The organism is Pantoea sp. RCC30.1, assembly GCF_058148845.1.
The window spans coordinates 166614-182876 of the sequence record NZ_JBXUHX010000004.1 but is presented as its reverse complement, the minus strand read 5'-3'; the positions used below and the strand labels follow the sequence as shown (position 1 = coordinate 182876).

The window sequence follows — 16263 nt, the reverse complement described above, 5'->3', positions numbered from 1 at the left end:
AGCTAATTCCTCTCCTGCGTCAACGCAGATGGCCTTAAGGGACGCATTTTCCGTTTTATCCAGCCGTAAGCGCTGCTTCCCTGACCAATCGCGGCGTAATGAAGATCACCAGCTCTCTTTTTTTGCGCTGATCAGATTGCTGGCGAAACAACCCGCCAATCAGCGGCACATTTCCCAGCAGCGGCACCTGATTCTGTCCGCGGGTGCGCTGCTGCTGAAAGATACCGCCTAACGCCAGTGTTTGCCCGTCACTGACCGTGACCTGAGTCTCAATTTCCTGTTTATCAATCGATAATATGTCGTTATCGCCGGTTCTGATGCTGCGACCCGGCATATTCTGACTGATATGGATCTTCAGCTGGATGCGGCCATTGCCGGAAATCGTCGGTGTCACCTCCATACCCAGCACCGCTTCTTTAAACTCAATACTGGTGGCACCGCTGTTTCCTGCCGACACCTCATAAGGAATTTCTGTGCCCTGCTTAATCGAAGCGGTCTGCTGATGTGAGGTAAAGAGACGCGGACTGGCGATGATTTCAATCTGGTTCTCCTGTTCCAGCGCACTTAACTCCAGATCCAGAAGCTGCCCCCCGATACGCGCCAGCGCCATACCCACGCTGATGCCGGGTGAACTCACCGCCAGCGGAACATCCAGCCGGGGATGATGCAGAATATCAGTTACGGCGGCGTCCCCCGCCTGCAATCCCCACTTCACCCCCAGCTCCTGCAGATGCTCCTCGCTGATAGTGACGATGTGGGCTGACAGTTCAATCTGTTCCAGTGGCAGATCCAGCGCCCGTATCCAGCGCTCCGTCTCTTTCAAAGCCGCCGCAGTATCGCGCAGTAACAATGCGTTGGTGCGTTTGTCGACCGTCACGCTACCGCGCGGCGTCATCAGCGACTGACGCTCACTCAGCAGGCTGGCATACACCTCGCTGGCGCTGGCATAGCGCAATATCACAGCGCGCTGTTGCAAAGGAACCTGCTGCAACTGCAGCTGCTGCTCAGCCTCACGTGCCTGCTGCTGAGCCTGCTGCCAGCTTTCCGGATAGACCAGCAGGACATTATCCTGTTCAACCAGCGTCAGCTTTGCCATGCGCGCCACCAGGTCGAGCGCCTGATGCCAGGGCAGATTATCCAGCCGCAGCGATAACGAACCTTCAACCTCTGGCGCAATCATCAGATTGATCTGCTGATAGTCCGCCAGCGCCTGCAAAATACGCTCTACCGGTGCGTTATCGAAAGTCAGACTGAGAGGCTCCTCATCAGCGGCGTAAACCGGCAGCAGGCAGCTTAGTAGCAGCAGAGTGGTTATCCTTATCATGCGAACGTCCTTTTAAATAAAATACGGCCAGTTGTGCGTTGCAGCTATTCGGCACCGCTAAGGTGAGGCTGCGGCGAGTCATATCCGTCAGTTGCCAGGGTGCGAATGGAAATGGCTTGCCGGTGCGGGCCGTAACGCTCTCTCCCTGCGGGGTCAGCAGCCAGGCATGGAAATGCGCCTCCCGGCCAATGATCCCCTGCAGACGCCAGTCGGTGAGCGGTTCCACTGATGCCTCACAGACGGAACCGGCAACAGGCCGGAACGGATCGCGCGCCAGTAAGCCGCCACAGCACAACAGTAAAATCAGCAGACTATGGCGCATCGTCAGGTTCCAGCCAGAGTTGAGCCTCCAGGTACTGCGGCTGTGCCAGCAGCTGGAAATGCACCGGAAACGGTGCGGAGACCTGGGCAAGCTCGGCAAAAAGCGACTGGAACGCCGGCCACTGCAGATGCAGCGTCAGCATGCGTGAGGGGGCGTCCGGCTGCCACTCTTCCAGCTGGTTACGGCGTGCCGCCAGGATCTCTTCCACTGCACGGCCCGATGCAGATGCTGATCTCGCGATCTGTATCGACTGCAGCTGCGCCTGCAACTGCGCATTATCAGGGTTCTGACGCCACTGGTGCTGGCGCAGCTGCAAAGTGCGGGTCAACTGCAACAGCGTCTGCTGTTCAGCAATTAGCGCCTGCTGCTGTGGCCGTAACAACAGGATCCAGGAGAGCAGCAGCAGACCGGATAAGAGCGCGGTGAGCGAGCCATAGCGCGCAATAGCGGCCATCTGCCACCAGCGATCCCACCATTCACTCACTGTTCACCTCCTGCATCTCTGCTCGCAGTGAAAACTGATAATGGCCATCAGCCTGACGCTTAACCCCGCCCTGCGTCACCTGACCAAACAGGGCCACGGTGGTTAACTGCTGGCGGAACTGTCGGACTGCCGCGATATCCTGCGCCCGCCCCTCCAGTGTCAGACGGTTGTCGCGCTTCTCCAGCCGGGTCAGCCAGGCGGTGTCGGGCAGTAACGCGGGTAAATCGAGCCAGAACTGCTGCCAGGCGGCCAGTTGTGCAGCCTGCTGGCGATGCTTCGCCTGCTGTTTTTGCACGACCGCGAGCTGCTCCAGTAACTGCTTCTGCTGCGCTAACTGCTGTCCCTGGCTTTCCAGCGCCTGCTGCTGCGCCCTGCTCGCCTGCGCCACCTGCTGACGCATCTGATGGATCCGCCAGGTTTGCTGCATCACCACCAGTAACAGGGTGCCCATCGCCAGTGACAGCATGATCAGGCTCTGTCGCCGCTGCTGTTGCCGACGGCGCTGCCGCCAGGGCAGCAGATTAACCGCGACCATCACTCATCTCCGTCGCGCAGCGCCAGCCCGGCCGCCAGCGCAAAAGCGCCCGGATTCTCCGGCAAAGGCGGCTGCTTATAACGAAACAGATCAAAAGGGGAAAACGCGCTAACGTCTGCGGGCAACGGCGTCTGCTCTGCGGTACACCAGGCGACAGAGCGAGTCCCGGGAAAGGCCTGCTGTTGCAGTGCCTCCAGCGTGGCGGCTTCGCCTGTGTCAGCAGCGGTGCGCGCATCGCTCCAGAGCCAGCGGTTATCCTGCTGCAGAACCAGCACCGCATCGTCCTGCAGCGCCGCCTGGCGGGCTAACCGCTTCAGCGCCTCGGTGGTCAGTTCGAACACCTGCGGCTTTAAACCCGCCTGCAACAGGGGTGCCGCCCACTGGTCGATAATTTCCAGCCGCGCTGCCGTGACGCAGAGCTGGCCGCTCTGCGCATCCGGCCGGTAATCCAGCGCCAGCGCAGTGGGCTCCAGCGGAAAGAGACGGCGTGCGGCCGCCTGGACGTAGTGCCCCAGCGCGGGCTCATTCAGCGACTGCGCGGGAAGGGGAAGCTGGCGCTGCAGCACCAGCTGGGCTGGCAGTCCGACCCGCAGCGAATAACGGCGTGGCAACCGCTGACGCCAGGTCGTTAAGGCCGCCAGTAATTCAGGCGAAGATTGCAGCACGCCGTTTCTTAACGTATCTTGCGGCAGCCGCTGCTGCCACCAGTGGCGTAGCTGCCAGCCATCACGACGCGGCTGGAGGGCCAGGGCGCAAATCTGCCTATTCTGAATATCCAGCCCAATTTGCCAGGTATGAAAAGCCATACGCGCGATCTCCTTATCGTCCGGGAAAATGGACATATCAAAGCGTCTGGCTTGCCTTTATACTACCGCGCGGTTGTTTATAAACTGCTCAAACGACAACAGATGGGAAATTCCAGGTGAAGTTCGTAAAGTATTTATTGATCCTTGCAGTGTGTTGCATCCTGTTGGGAGCTGGCTCGATTTATGGTTTATACAAATACATAGAGCCACAGCTGCCCGACGTAAACACGCTGAAAGATGTGCGTCTGCAAACCCCTATGCAGGTTTACAGCGCCGATGGCGATCTGATCGCCCAGTATGGCGAAATGCGCCGTATTCCTTTGACTCTGCAGCAAGTGCCACCTGTGATGGTGAAAGCGTTTATTGCGACCGAAGATAGCCGTTTTTATGAGCACCATGGTGTTGATCCGGTGGGTATTTTCCGTGCGGCCAGCGTTGCGCTGGTCTCCGGTCACGCCTCGCAGGGTGCCAGTACTATCACTCAGCAGCTGGCCCGTAACTTCTTCCTGAGCCCGGAACGCACGCTGATGCGTAAAATAAAGGAAGCGTTCCTGGCGATCCGCATTGAGCAGTTGCTGAACAAAGATGAAATCCTTGAGCTCTACCTGAATAAGATCTACCTCGGCTACCGTGCTTATGGCGTCGGCGCAGCCTCACAGGTCTATTTTGGTAAGCCGGTTGACCAGTTATCGCTGAGTGAGATGGCGATGATTGCCGGTCTGCCGAAAGCCCCTTCCACCTTTAACCCGCTTTACTCACCGAGTCGTGCCCTGTCGCGTCGCAACGTGGTGCTGGCGCGTATGCTGGATCAGCATTACATCACGCAGCAGCAGTATGATGAGGCGCGTAATACGCCGCTGGTCGCGAAGTATCACGGCCCGGAAATCGCTTTCTCTGCCCCCTATCTCAGCGAGATGGTGCGTCAGGAGATGGTGAAGCGCTACGGTGAGAATGCCTACACCGACGGTTACAAGGTCTACACCACCGTAACCCGTCGTCTGCAGGAAGCCGCGCAGACCTCCGTTCGCAACAACGTCATGGCCTACGATATGCGTCATGGCTATCGCGGCCCGACCAGCGTGCTGTGGAAAGTGGGTGAACCGGCCTGGGATCAGACGAAGATTGAAAAAGCGCTGAAGACGCTGCCGGTCTACGGTCCGCTCAATCCGGCTGTCGTAACGGAAGCGCGCAGCGATGAAGCGACCGTGATGCTGAAAGATGGCAGCAATGTGTCGCTGGCATTAGCCGGTGTGCGCTGGGCGCGTCCTTATAAGTCTGACACCGTGCAGGGCCCGACGCCGAAAAGCGTGACGCAGGTATTGCAGGCAGGCCAGCAGATCTGGGTACGCAAAGTGGGTGATGAGTGGTGGCTGGGCCAGGTGCCTGATGTGAACTCGGCGCTGGTCTCGCTGGATCCGAATGATGGTGCGGTGCGCGCGCTGGTAGGCGGCTTTGCCTTTAACCAGAGCATGTTTAACCGTGCGACCCAGGCGCTGCGCCAGGTCGGCTCTAATATCAAGCCTTTCCTCTATACCGCCGCAATGGATCGCGGGCTGACGCTCGCCTCAATCCTTAACGATGTGCCGATTTCACGCTGGGATGCGGGTGCGGGTGCTGACTGGCGTCCCAAGAACTCCCCGCCAACTTACGATGGTCCGATTCGCCTGCGTCAGGGTTTAGGCCAGTCGAAAAACGTGGTGATGGTGCGTGCGATGCGTGCAATGGGCGTGGATTACGCCGCGGAGTATCTGCAGCGCTTTGGTTTCCCGGCGCAGAACATTGTTCATACTGAATCGCTGGCATTAGGTGCGGCCTCGTTTACCCCGTTACAGGTGGTGCGCGGCTACTCCGTGATGGCGAATGGCGGCTTCCTGGTCGATCCTTACTTCATCACCCGGATTGAGAACGAACAGGGCGGCCTCATATTTGAAGAGAAACCGAAGATCGCCTGCCCGCAGTGCAATCTGCCGGTGATCTACGGCGAGACTAAAAAAGCGCTGGCCCTGAATGAAGAGAGCGTCGAGAACGTTGCGGCCTCAAATAACAACCAGAATCAGGCGGTTCCTCAGCCTGAACTGGAGCAGGTTCCGGCACAGGCACAACAGGGTGATCAGCAATATGCGCCCCACGTGATCAACACGCCTCTCAGCTTCCTCATCAGGAGCGCGCTGAACAGTAATATCTTTGGCGAACCGGGCTGGATGGGAACCGGCTGGCGTGCCGGGCGTGACCTCAAGCGTAATGATATCGGCGGCAAAACCGGTACCACCAACAGCTCGAAAGATGCCTGGTTCTCAGGTTACGGCCCTGGCGTGGTGACCTCAGTCTGGATCGGCTTTGATGATGCGCGCCGCAATCTGGGCCGCAGCACGCTATCCGGTGCGATTCCCGATCAGATTTCGGGCTATGAAGGTGGCGCGAAGAGTGCGCAACCGGCATGGGATGAGTACATGAAGAGCGCGCTGGACGGTGTCCCGGTGCAGCCGTTAACACCGCCGGATGGCGTGGTCACGGTCACGATCGATCGCAGTACCGGCAAGCTGGCAAATGGCGGGGGTAACACCCGTCAGGAGTATTTCATCAATGGCACCCAGCCAACCGAATATTCGGTTCATGATGTGGGCACCACCATTATGGATAACGGCGAAAGTCACGAGCTGTTCTGATGTGATATCTGCAATATAAAATATTTGAGGCTGGTCACCTGAAGTGATCAGCCTTTTTTATCGGCCCGATTATCCTGATGACACAGGCGATGCTTTTCGTGACTGAGCGGCTCAGTCAACCGGAACGAGAAAAAAGAAAGGTAAAAGCCGGAGAGATTATCATCTGTTGCTGAGAAAAATGCCGATCACCCTGAGCGATCGGCATGAATTCAGTCTGATAATATAAAGCAATGTGTATGAATAGATTCAAAAAGAGAACCGAAAAAAGAATATAGTTATTATATCGCTATGATTAGTTTAGTCTTCCCTGGTGTCAGCAAATATAATTATTGGCATGTCAGCTGAACAACGATAGTCAGCTTAATATCAATTTCACTCAATAACAGGAGGGATATTAACTCTTGCGCATCACTTATCATCATGATAAGAATAGAAAGCCCGACAACCTCTATTTTGATTTACTCACCTATGGATACTTATATATGGAAATTAAAGTGGGCCATACGCAAGCCCCCAACACTGAAGAATATATTATTCAGCGACTCTGGCAGCATAATGGACGCTTTGCTGACATCAATATGAAAACACTGAATGTTATCCTGTATGACGACCAGAAAAATATCCAGGGTGGCCTGTTAGCCCATACCTGGTGTGGTACGCTGGATATTCATTATTTATGGATAGAGGATGCCTGGCGGCTACATGGTACCGGACGTCAACTGATGCAGGAAGCGGAAGAAGAAGCGCGCAACCGAGGCTGCCATATGTCCGTCGTTGACACGTTAAGTTTCCAGGCGCGGGGTTTTTACGAAAAACTGGGTTATCGCGTCTATGGCGAACAGGATGGATATGCTCAGCGCTACGCACGTTATTATCTGGCAAAAAGATTATAACCTGAATGCTTTCAGCGAGGCGCCATGGACAGCCCATACCGTAGTATTGATGAATTCATTTCTGCATTCGCCACCACCATGGATTTATTACCGACGCCCTGGGGTTTTAAGAATGCCGCATCGCAGCATCTTTATATGAATGAAGCTGCAAGAATGTATACTGCTACGCCAAAATGTTATTTATTGGAGGGAAAAAGAGACAGTGAGTTTCCCACGCGCTGGAGTGATTGCGCCGATAAGTTTTGCGAGCACGATCAGCTGGTAAAATTGAATAACAGCAGCGTGGCGGTGATAGAAACCCACTACTGGTATGGCAACAATTATCTCTCTCCTTTTATTAGCGAAAAATATCCTGTTTTCGACAATCGAAAACAGTGGCTGGGCTGCATCTGGAATGCACGCCCGGTTGATAACATTACGGCAATGAGCTTTATCGATCCCAAAAAAGCTTCTGTACTGACGACGCGGCTTGAGCATCCCCTTTTTACTCCCGCCGAGCTGGATGTCATCTTCCTGCTGCTACGGCGATTCAGTGCGAAAGAGATCGCCCGTATCTATAACCTCAGTGTAAAAACTATCGGGAACCGCATCACCACGCTTTATCAAAAAGCGGGTGTGCATTCGCTACAACAATTTGAGAGCTACTGCCGTGCGGAGTCACTGGAGAATTATCTGCCAGAGAGGTTTCTCAGCACAGGCGTGATTTTTATTTAAACCGGTAAGGAAACCATGTTTTGAGTAAATTTGATGATTATCCTCTGAGCCCTGTGCCTGCAAATAAACGGCTCTCACTGCTTAGCGTCGCTATTGTACATATGGGCATGCTGACCGCGCTGGATCAATTTATGCTTGGCGCGGTTCTGGGCAAAAGTATGACGCCGGGCGAGGCATTTACCGCCATCACTCTGGCCAGCCTGCTATTTGGCGTGCTGACCTTCGCGCTCGGCTATGCAGGAATGCGCGAGGGATTGCCAGGCAGTATGCTGGCTCGCTGGTGTGGTTTTGGTCGCCACGGCTCCGTGTTCATCGGTGTGCTGGTCGCGGTCAGCCTGCTGGGCTGGTTCGGCATTCAGAATGCCGTTTTCGCCCGATCGCTGAGCTATGCCCTGAACGGCAAACTCAGCTTTGCAGAGTCGGCAGCGCTTTCAGGAACCGTGCTGACGTTATTGGTTACCTTTGGCTTTAAGGCGCTGCGCTTTACTGCGCGCATTGCAGTGCCGCTCTTCATCGCGCTGGTCGGCTGGATTTTCTGGCACGCGTTCCACGGCCAGTCTGACCAGCACACACCGCCGGTTATCGCCAGCGAAGCCATTACCGTGAGCGCCGCTATTACCATGGTGATTGGCGGTGCAATCCTGGCCAGTCTGATGACTCCCGACCTGACACGTTTCTCACGTAACGGTAAAGATGTCTTCGCCATTACGCTGTTGACCATTCTGGCGGGAGAATATGGGATTAATGGTCTGGCGATTCTGATCGCCAGAGAACTGCAGACATCAGACATCATCGCGATTATTACGCAAACCACCAGCTCCCTGGGGTTGCTGGTTGTGGTCTTTTCGACCCTGCGCATTAACGACCTGAATCTCTATTCGTCAACGCTGGGCATTGCCAACGCGATTGAAGGCGTAACCGGCTATAAGCCGCGTTATCCTATGATTACACTGCTGCTCGGCCTGCTCGGCACACTCTGTTCAATTCTTGGGATTCTGGATCGTTTTGTCGATTTTCTGGAACTACTGGGCGTCATCTTCCCGCCGGTACTGGGCGTGATGATCATTGACTATTATGTACTGAAAACCGACCGCCAGACGCTGGCGCTGAGCCGTAACAGCAATGCCTTACCGGCAACCTCGCAACTTATCGGCTGGCCCGCGCTGATTGCCAGCATCGCAGGCGGTGCCACCGGTCTGCTGATAGAGCACGGCGTACCGGTGCTCAATTCGATTCTCGTCGCGTGCGTGATTTATCTGTTAACCGCACCACTGTTGAAGCGAACATCATCCATACAGGAAAAAGTTATCGCGGAATAACGCAAAAACGCGCCTGCTGGCAGGCGCGTTTCCTGGCTATTTCGTCACTTGTCAGTAACTCAGACGGCCCTGTTTCACCAGCCATTCGCGCGCCATAAACAGCGCACTGACATTACGCGCCTCGCGGAAATCGGGTTCATCCAGCAGCAAAAGCATATCGCTCAGCGGCCAGCGGTGGACAATCAGCGGCTCCGGCTCATCGCCTTCCAGCTTTTCGGCGTAGAGACCTTCCGCTACCACGATGTTCATTTTGCTGGAAAAGTAGGAGGGTGCCATGGTGAGCTTGCCCAGGGTGGTCAGCTGATCGGCACCAAAACCGACCTCTTCTTTCAGTTCGCGAACCGCCGCTTCATTCACAGTCTCACCTGAGTCGATCAGCCCTTTCGGGAAACCGAGTTCATAAGTCTCCAGTCCGACGGCGTACTCCTGAATCAGGATCAGATGGTCATCAATAATCGGCACAATCATCACCGCTTCACGCTCTGAGGGCTTCATCCGCTCATAAACGCGATGCGCACCATTGCTGAAAGCCAGATCGACCGATTCAATGGTGAATAACCGTGAACGTGCCACGGCGGTGATATTGAGGATGTCAGGTTTTTTTGGAATTTTCATATCAGCCTCAAATTATTCTGCGCCGGCTATCAGTAGCGAATTAGCATACCTAACCACAGGCAATTGTGCGACAGTCAGACAATCACGTTATCGTTGCACAGATTAAAGCGATTGAATAACAGCCTTTGGTTATCAGTTAAGACTAAATTTGCATTAGTCAATATGCTTCGATAAGTTTCAGATAATACCGATATTTAATCCAGTCTGTGCCGGTTACCATTCGGACAAGGCAGGGTTTAACAAATGCCAATCAGATATACGCTGGCACTATTTTATCGGGTGTCTGACTCCTCAGGGTTATATAATCTTCCGGAATGCCTCTTTTATCGTGAGCATAACCGGAAGCGAAAGTTTAAAGTGAAGGCAGCATTTTGGCTGAATTGAGCAGAGCATGAGCACAATCTTGATGATCCTGGCCATAGTGCTGACCTGTTCAATCCTGGCAGGCATTGGGTTCTGGTACGCTATGCGGCATCGTCCGCCGTTGGCGAAACCGCTGCCATTCATCAGTCCGCCCTGCCGTAAACTTTCTGCGCAGGAGCGTGAGGCTGTCGATAAGTATGTCGCCGCGCTGGAAAAACAGCTGCGCACCCCGGTGACTACCGATAAGCGGAGCGCGTCTGAACGTCTGACGCTGACGGCGCAGAGCAACAATGTCTATCCGGTTACCCGCGCGATTACCCGCTACGGCCTCTCCACGGACGATCCCCATAAATGGCGCTACTATCTGGATGAAGTTGAAGTTCATCTGCCGCCGCTGTGGGAGCAGTACATCACCGACGAAAACTACGTCGAGTTAATTCGCACCCAATCTATTCCGCTGGTGATCTCGCTGAACGGCCACTCGCTGGTGGATTACGCCGTGGATCAGCAATCGCTGCCGACGCTGATGCGTCCGGTGTCAACCAACGCCTCTATCCGCAAAGCAGAAACCGAAAACGTTGAACTGTTGCAGGTGCGCAAAGAGACCGCGGAAGAGTATCGCCTGTCGCGGCCAGACGGCACGCGTGAAGCGGTAATGATCTCCCTGGCCTTCTTGCTGTTCTTCTTCAGCCTGTTAGTGCCCACCACGCTGATGATCTGGCTGGTGCTGACCGGTACAGTCATGATTGGTGCCAGCCTGTGGCTGCTCTATCGCACTCCCGGTGAGCGCGGCCTGCGAGACATACACTGCCTGCGTGGTGCGCCAAAGCGTTGGGGCCTGTTCAGCGAGTCGAACCAGGAGCAGAGCAACATCACGCTCGGGATTATCGACCTCGCCTACCCGCCGCACTGGCAGCCCTATGTCGCGCACGATCTCGGTCAGGTCACCGATGTTGAGATCTACCTCAACCGTCAGGTGGTGCGTCAGGGTCGCTTCCTGTCGCTGCAGGATGAAGTCAAAAACTTCCCTATTCAGCGCTGGCGGAAAAACGTGGTGCTGGCCTGTGGTTCGCTGATGGTACTGATCATGCTGGTCACCTGGATCCCGCTCAGCATGCCAATCAAACTCAGTCTGGCCTGGGCCAGGGGCACCGACAGCCTGGAAGTCAGCAGTGTCGATAAACTTAGCAGCGTAGCACTGAACATTGGCGACAATCTCAAGGTGAGCGGGACCGGTATGTGTTCAGTGCCGGACAACTATCAGAGCAACCGCAGCTACGTCTATATGCCGTTCGACTGCTCGGCGGTCTACTGGAATAACGCTACGCCATTGCCGCAGCCGCAATCGGACATTATTGATAAAGCCGCGGCTCTGCTGGAGACCACCACAAAGCAGCTGCATCCGGAAACCAATACCGACCCTAAACTGAACCCGCAGCTGGCGTCCGCGATTCAGAAGTCCGGGATGATCCTGCTGGATGACTTTTCAGACCTGGTGATGAAAACGCAGGATCTCTGTAATCAGCCGCAGGACTGTATGCGCCTGAAAAATGCCCTGGTAAACCTGGGTAATGCCAAAGACTGGGAAGCGCTGATGCGTCGGGCAGATTCCGGCCAGTTAAACGGCATGAATGTGCTGCTGCGCCCGGTGAGTGCCGAAGCGCTGGAAAACCTGGTCAATACCGCCACCTCGACCTTCTTCTTCCGCGAAACCCGTCGTGCATCAGAAAACCTTAACAGCCCGCCGCCAGGGGGGTTCCTGATTGTCAGCGACGAAGGTCGCCAGCTGGTGAATCAACCGCAGCCCACCGTGTCACTGTTTGATCTCGACCCGCCTTCTCAGTGGCGCGAGCTGCAACGTATCTCCGCCATGCTGCTGCATACGCCTTTCAGCGCCAGCGGTATCATCACCGGCATTTCAACGGATGCCAACGGCACGCGTCATATCGTGCTGCACAATGAGCCGGATGCCATGGCGCAGTGGCGCTATCTCGGCACCGTCCTGCTGCTGCTGGTACTGCTCACCTGCGCTGTTATCAACGGGTTACTGGCGCTGCGCCGTATGCACCGTAATCGCCAGCGCATGATCGATATCCAGCAATACTACGAAAAGTGCTTCAACCATAACCTCGGCACTTTGCAGGGTGTGCGCTCGATATTCTGACCCCTGCCCTTCTGTGCTACCCTGTCGCCCGGTTTTTTTACAGGGTGAACCTGGATGCTCAACTGGTCTGAGATTGATACTGTACTGCTCGACATGGATGGCACACTGCTGGATTTGGCGTTTGATCGTCACTTCTGGCTCGAACATGTGCCTGAACAGCTCAGCCAGCAACACGGTATCAGCCGGGCGGAAGCCGAAGCGTTCATCGCAGAAAAGTATCAGGCCGTCGCCCATACGCTAAACTGGTATTGTCTGGATTACTGGGCAGAGGCGCTGGCGCTGGACATTCGTGCCATGACGCTGGCGATGCGCAGCCGTATCGCGCTGCGTGACGATACGCTACCTTTTTTGCAGGCGTTGCGCCACGCGGGCAAGTCCACCATCCTGTTGACCAACGCGCATCCTTACAATCTGGACGTCAAACTGGCGCAGACAGGTTTAGCGCCGCACCTTGATTTATTACTTTCCACCCATACCTTTGGGTATCCGAAAGAAGACCAACGTTTATGGCAGGCGGTACAACAGCACACGGGCTTTTCTGCGCCGCGCACGCTGTTTATCGATGATAGCGAAGTGATTCTGGATGCTGCAAAGCTATGGGGCATCGGCTGGTGCTTAGGCGTAAAGAACCCCGATTCGGGTCGTCCTGAGCAAATCTTTCAGCGTCACCGCGCCACCGGCGATTATCGGACGCTGATCTGAGTCAGGAGCAGCAATGAAAGAGAAAAGCAGCGAAGAGGTCCGCCTCGACAAGTGGCTGTGGGCCGCGCGCTTCTACAAAACCCGGGCGATTGCGCGGGAGATGATTGAAGGCGGCAAAGTGCATTACAACGGCCAGCGCAGCAAGCCTGGAAAATTGGTAGAGCTAAATGCGGAACTGACACTGCGTCAGGGCAATGATGAACGCACCGTGATTGTGGCGAACATCAGCGCTCAGCGCCGTCCCGCCAGCGAGGCCCAGCAGCTCTATCGCGAAACCGATGCCAGCATTGAGAAACGCGAAAAAATGGCGCAGGCGCGCAAAATGAATGCGCTGACTATGCCCCATCCCGATCGGCGACCTGACAAAAAAGAGCGTCGCGATTTGATGAAGTTTAAATTATCGGGCGATGAATAACGCCGTCTTCGCTGACGCACCATCGCCCCGTTCCAGTGAGAGAAAAAAATATGCCAGTCCCGGATCAACTGCACCGTTATCTGTTTGAAAATGCCGCCGTGCGCGGCGAACTGGTGAACGTCTCTGACACCTGGCGTGAAACCGTGAAGAACCACGACTATCCGGCACCGGTTAAAACGCTGCTGGGTGAGATGCTGGTCGCGACCAGCCTGCTGACCGCCACGCTGAAGTTTGATGGCGAAATCACCGTGCAGCTGCAGGGTGACGGACCGCTGTCGCTGGCCGTGATCAACGGTAACAACAACCAGGAGATGCGTGGCGTGGCGCGTATCAAGGGCGACATCCCGGACGACAGCACTCTGAAGAGCATGGTCGGCAATGGCTATCTGGTGATCACCATCTCCCCGGAGAAGGGTGAGCGTTATCAGGGTGTAGTCGGGCTGGAAGGTGAAACCCTGGCCGAGTGCCTGGAAGATTACTTTATGCGCTCAGAACAGCTGCCAACGCGTCTGTTTATCCGCACCAGCGAAAAAGGTGCTGCCGGTATTCTGCTGCAGGTGCTGCCCGCGCAGGATACGGAGAAAGAGGTCTTCGAACATCTGGCGACCCTGACCGAAACCATTAAAACGGAAGAGCTGATCGATCTGCCTGCGAACGAAGCGCTGTGGCGCCTCTATCATCAGGAAGAGGTCACCCTCTACGATCCGCAGCCGGTGATCTATAAATGCACCTGCTCGCGTGAACGCTGTGGCGAAGTGCTGACAACGCTGCCCCAGGAAGAAGTGGACGAGATCATCGCGGAAGATGGCAAAATCGACATGCACTGTGACTATTGCGGTTCAAACTATGTGTTTGATGCCGTCGATATCGCCGGTATCCGCAGCCACTCCCTTGAGAATAATGACCGTTTGCACTGATTAATCGGGCGGCTTCTGCCGCCCCTCCTCCTCTCCCTCGCCCTATCCCCATAATTTTCCAGACAAATTATCTTTTTTTACTTTCATAACATCTTTTAAACGTTCGAAACATGGCCTTAACGCGCCCTGAGTCGCATTTTTAGATCACTGCCCTTTTTCCCATAACGCAGAAGAGTAAACTGCGCGCGATCGTGCAAACGCCCGGAAGCCAGAGGCAGATGCCCTGAAAAGTCCGGTTCTCTATGCGGGCTGTCGTGACGAAGCGCAGTGGACTGTCAGTGATTCGCCGCACCTGATGCAACAGCCGGTTGGCACGATCCCAACCTATCTCTGCTTTGCAGAACAGACACCGATTTAAGGAGCAGTAAAATGCGCGTTAACGGCCTGACCTCGCAAGACCTTGCCGCTTTGGGCATCGTGGATACCACGGAAGTGGTTTACAACCCTGATTACGACACGCTATTTCAGGAAGAGACGCGCCCGGACCTCGAAGGTTTTGCTCGTGGCACCCTGACGCAGAGCGGCGCGATTGCAGTAGACACCGGGATTTTCACCGGGCGATCGCCTAAGGATAAGTACATTGTGCGTGATGACACCACGCGCGATACCCTGTGGTGGAACGACCAGGGTACCGGCAAAAACGACAATCAGCCTCTGTCGCAGGAAACCTGGAGCGCACTGAAAAGCTGCGTCACCCGCCAGCTTTCCGGGAAGCGTCTGTTTGTTGTGGATGCATTCTGCGGTGCCAATGCCGATTCACGTCTGAGCGTACGTTTCGTCACCGAAGTCGCCTGGCAGGCTCACTTCGTGAAGAACATGTTTATCCAGCCTGACGATGCTGAGCTGGCCGACTTCAAACCTGACTTTGTGGTGATGAACGGGGCTAAATGCACCAATCCTGACTGGCAGGCGCAGGGTCTGCACTCAGAGAACTTTGTCGCCTTCAATCTGACCGAACGCATGCAGCTGATTGGCGGAACCTGGTACGGCGGAGAGATGAAGAAAGGTCTGTTCGCCATCATGAACTACCTGCTGCCGCTGAAAGGCATTGCTTCAATGCACTGCTCAGCTAACGTCGGTAAAGCGGGTGATGTGGCAGTCTTCTTTGGACTCTCTGGTACCGGCAAAACCACACTCTCCACCGATCCTGACCGCCAGCTGATCGGCGATGATGAGCACGGCTGGGACGATGATGGCGTGTTTAACTTCGAAGGCGGCTGCTACGCTAAAACCATCAACCTTTCAGAGCAGGCTGAACCGGAGATCTACCGTGCCATTCGCCGCAATGCGCTGCTGGAAAACGTGGTGGTGCGTGAAGATGGCAGCATTGATTACGCCGACGGCAGCAAAACGGAGAACACCCGCGTCTCCTATCCGATCAATCACATCGACAATATCGTGCGGCCGGTCTCAAAAGCGGGCCACGCGAAGAAAGTGATTTTCCTGACCGCCGATGCGTTTGGCGTGCTGCCACCGGTTTCACGTCTGACGCCGGAGCAGACGCAGTATCATTTCCTGTCAGGGTTCACCGCCAAACTGGCCGGTACCGAGCGTGGCGTCACTGCGCCGACCCCCACCTTCTCCGCCTGTTTCGGCGCGGCATTCCTGACGCTGCATCCGACGCAATACGCTGAAGTGCTGGTGAAGCGGATGGAGGCATCCGGTGCGCAGGCTTACCTGGTGAATACCGGCTGGAACGGCAGCGGCAAACGCATTTCCCTGAAGAATACCCGCGCCATCATCAATGCGATCCTGGCGGGTGAACTGGATGATGCGCCGACGGAAACGCTGCCGATCTTTAATCTGCAAATGCCGGTTGCACTGGGCGAGCTGGATAGCGACATGCTCGATCCGCGTCGTAGCTGGGAGAGTGAAGAGAAGTGGACCGCTGCCGCCGAAGGTCTGGCACAGCGCTTTATTGATAACTTCGACAAGTACACGGATAACGCCGCAGGTGCTGCGCTGGTGAAAGCTGGCCCGCAACGCTAACAGTAACGGCGCGGCAGTGATTCTGCCGCGCCGCT

Annotated in this window: 15 protein-coding genes; 9 read left to right on the top strand and 6 right to left on the bottom strand. The window is 55.5% G+C overall.

Annotated features, from left to right (window positions below):
• Window positions 1-55: 55 nt before the first annotated feature.
• The 5 genes from hofQ to pilM are packed head-to-tail and all read right to left on the bottom strand — an operon-like array spanning window position 56 to window position 3471.
• On the bottom strand, window positions 56-1324 hold the full coding sequence (hofQ, locus tag AC2LB6_RS06015; protein WP_490092832.1) for a DNA uptake porin HofQ: 1269 nt from the start codon (window positions 1322-1324) through the stop codon (window positions 56-58).
• The gene (locus AC2LB6_RS06010) at window positions 1266-1646 is read right to left on the bottom strand and encodes a HofP DNA utilization family protein (protein ID WP_490092831.1); all 381 of its coding nucleotides are present in this window, start codon (window positions 1644-1646) and stop codon (window positions 1266-1268) included. Before AC2LB6_RS06010 ends, hofQ begins: the two co-directional genes overlap by 59 nt.
• Complete coding sequence (locus AC2LB6_RS06005) at window positions 1636-2130, bottom strand: HofO family protein (protein WP_490092830.1); 495 nt, start codon at window positions 2128-2130, stop codon at window positions 1636-1638. The genes AC2LB6_RS06010 and AC2LB6_RS06005 overlap by 11 nt, the downstream gene beginning before the upstream one ends.
• On the bottom strand, window positions 2123-2665 hold the full coding sequence (locus AC2LB6_RS06000) for a PilN domain-containing protein (protein WP_069025452.1): 543 nt from the start codon (window positions 2663-2665) through the stop codon (window positions 2123-2125). The genes AC2LB6_RS06005 and AC2LB6_RS06000 overlap by 8 nt, the downstream gene beginning before the upstream one ends.
• Window positions 2665-3471, bottom strand: coding sequence for a type IV pilus biogenesis protein PilM (gene pilM / locus AC2LB6_RS05995; protein WP_069026553.1), 807 nt, complete (start codon window positions 3469-3471; stop codon window positions 2665-2667). Before pilM ends, AC2LB6_RS06000 begins: the two co-directional genes overlap by 1 nt.
• 116 nt (window positions 3472-3587) lie before the next feature.
• On the opposite strand from pilM, the gene mrcA reads away from it, so the two are divergent.
• From mrcA to AC2LB6_RS05975, 4 genes are all read left to right on the top strand, one after another.
• Window positions 3588-6137 carry a peptidoglycan glycosyltransferase/peptidoglycan DD-transpeptidase MrcA gene (gene mrcA / locus AC2LB6_RS05990; RefSeq protein WP_490092829.1) on the top strand — a complete coding sequence of 850 codons (2550 nt, stop codon included), beginning with the start codon at window positions 3588-3590 and terminating at the stop codon, window positions 6135-6137.
• Between the two features lie 482 nt (window positions 6138-6619).
• Window positions 6620-7030, top strand: a complete 411-nt coding sequence (locus AC2LB6_RS05985; protein ID WP_490092862.1) for a GNAT family N-acetyltransferase — start codon at window positions 6620-6622, stop codon at window positions 7028-7030.
• A gap of 24 nt (window positions 7031-7054) precedes the next feature.
• Window positions 7055-7744 carry a helix-turn-helix transcriptional regulator gene (locus tag AC2LB6_RS05980; protein WP_490092828.1) on the top strand — a complete coding sequence of 230 codons (690 nt, stop codon included), beginning with the start codon at window positions 7055-7057 and terminating at the stop codon, window positions 7742-7744.
• A gap of 20 nt (window positions 7745-7764) precedes the next feature.
• Window positions 7765-9063 (top strand): cytosine permease, encoded by a 1299-nt coding sequence (locus AC2LB6_RS05975; protein ID WP_490092827.1) that lies wholly within the window; start codon window positions 7765-7767, stop codon window positions 9061-9063.
• A gap of 51 nt (window positions 9064-9114) precedes the next feature.
• Here the strand turns inward: AC2LB6_RS05975 and nudE are convergent, their stop codons facing one another.
• Window positions 9115-9678 (bottom strand): ADP compounds hydrolase NudE, encoded by a 564-nt coding sequence (nudE, locus tag AC2LB6_RS05970; protein ID WP_490092826.1) that lies wholly within the window; start codon window positions 9676-9678, stop codon window positions 9115-9117.
• 391 nt (window positions 9679-10069) lie between these two features.
• On the opposite strand from nudE, the gene AC2LB6_RS05965 reads away from it, so the two are divergent.
• From AC2LB6_RS05965 to pckA, 5 genes are all read left to right on the top strand, one after another.
• Complete coding sequence (locus AC2LB6_RS05965; protein ID WP_490092825.1) at window positions 10070-12205, top strand: intracellular growth attenuator family protein; 2136 nt, start codon at window positions 10070-10072, stop codon at window positions 12203-12205.
• A gap of 54 nt (window positions 12206-12259) precedes the next feature.
• Window positions 12260-12907: a GMP/IMP nucleotidase gene (gene yrfG / locus AC2LB6_RS05960; RefSeq protein WP_490092824.1), complete on the top strand. Its 648-nt coding sequence runs from the start codon at window positions 12260-12262 to the stop codon at window positions 12905-12907.
• Window positions 12908-12920: 13 nt separating this feature from the next.
• Complete coding sequence (gene hslR, locus AC2LB6_RS05955) at window positions 12921-13322, top strand: ribosome-associated heat shock protein Hsp15 (protein ID WP_490092823.1); 402 nt, start codon at window positions 12921-12923, stop codon at window positions 13320-13322.
• A gap of 50 nt (window positions 13323-13372) precedes the next feature.
• Entirely contained in the window at window positions 13373-14239 is an 867-nt protein-coding gene (gene hslO, locus AC2LB6_RS05950; protein WP_490092822.1) for an Hsp33 family molecular chaperone HslO, read from the top strand.
• Window positions 14240-14608: 369 nt separating this feature from the next.
• Entirely contained in the window at window positions 14609-16228 is a 1620-nt protein-coding gene (pckA, locus tag AC2LB6_RS05945; RefSeq protein WP_490092821.1) for a phosphoenolpyruvate carboxykinase (ATP), read from the top strand.
• Window positions 16229-16263: the final 35 nt, after the last annotated feature.

Coding starts and splice junctions, on each gene's coding strand:
- hofQ (WP_490092832.1), bottom strand. CDS start 1,324: ATGATAAGGATAACCACTCTGCTGCTACTAAGCTGCCTGCTGCCGGTT.
- AC2LB6_RS06010 (WP_490092831.1), bottom strand. CDS start 1,646: ATGCGCCATAGTCTGCTGATTTTACTGTTGTGCTGTGGCGGCTTACTG.
- AC2LB6_RS06000 (WP_069025452.1), bottom strand. CDS start 2,665: ATGGTCGCGGTTAATCTGCTGCCCTGGCGGCAGCGCCGTCGGCAACAG.
- pilM (WP_069026553.1), bottom strand. CDS start 3,471: ATGGCTTTTCATACCTGGCAAATTGGGCTGGATATTCAGAATAGGCAG.
- AC2LB6_RS05985 (WP_490092862.1), top strand. CDS start 6,620: ATGGAAATTAAAGTGGGCCATACGCAAGCCCCCAACACTGAAGAATAT.
- AC2LB6_RS05980 (WP_490092828.1), top strand. CDS start 7,055: ATGGACAGCCCATACCGTAGTATTGATGAATTCATTTCTGCATTCGCC.
- nudE (WP_490092826.1), bottom strand. CDS start 9,678: ATGAAAATTCCAAAAAAACCTGACATCCTCAATATCACCGCCGTGGCA.
- AC2LB6_RS05965 (WP_490092825.1), top strand. CDS start 10,070: ATGAGCACAATCTTGATGATCCTGGCCATAGTGCTGACCTGTTCAATC.
- yrfG (WP_490092824.1), top strand. CDS start 12,260: ATGCTCAACTGGTCTGAGATTGATACTGTACTGCTCGACATGGATGGC.
- hslR (WP_490092823.1), top strand. CDS start 12,921: ATGAAAGAGAAAAGCAGCGAAGAGGTCCGCCTCGACAAGTGGCTGTGG.
- hslO (WP_490092822.1), top strand. CDS start 13,373: ATGCCAGTCCCGGATCAACTGCACCGTTATCTGTTTGAAAATGCCGCC.
- pckA (WP_490092821.1), top strand. CDS start 14,609: ATGCGCGTTAACGGCCTGACCTCGCAAGACCTTGCCGCTTTGGGCATC.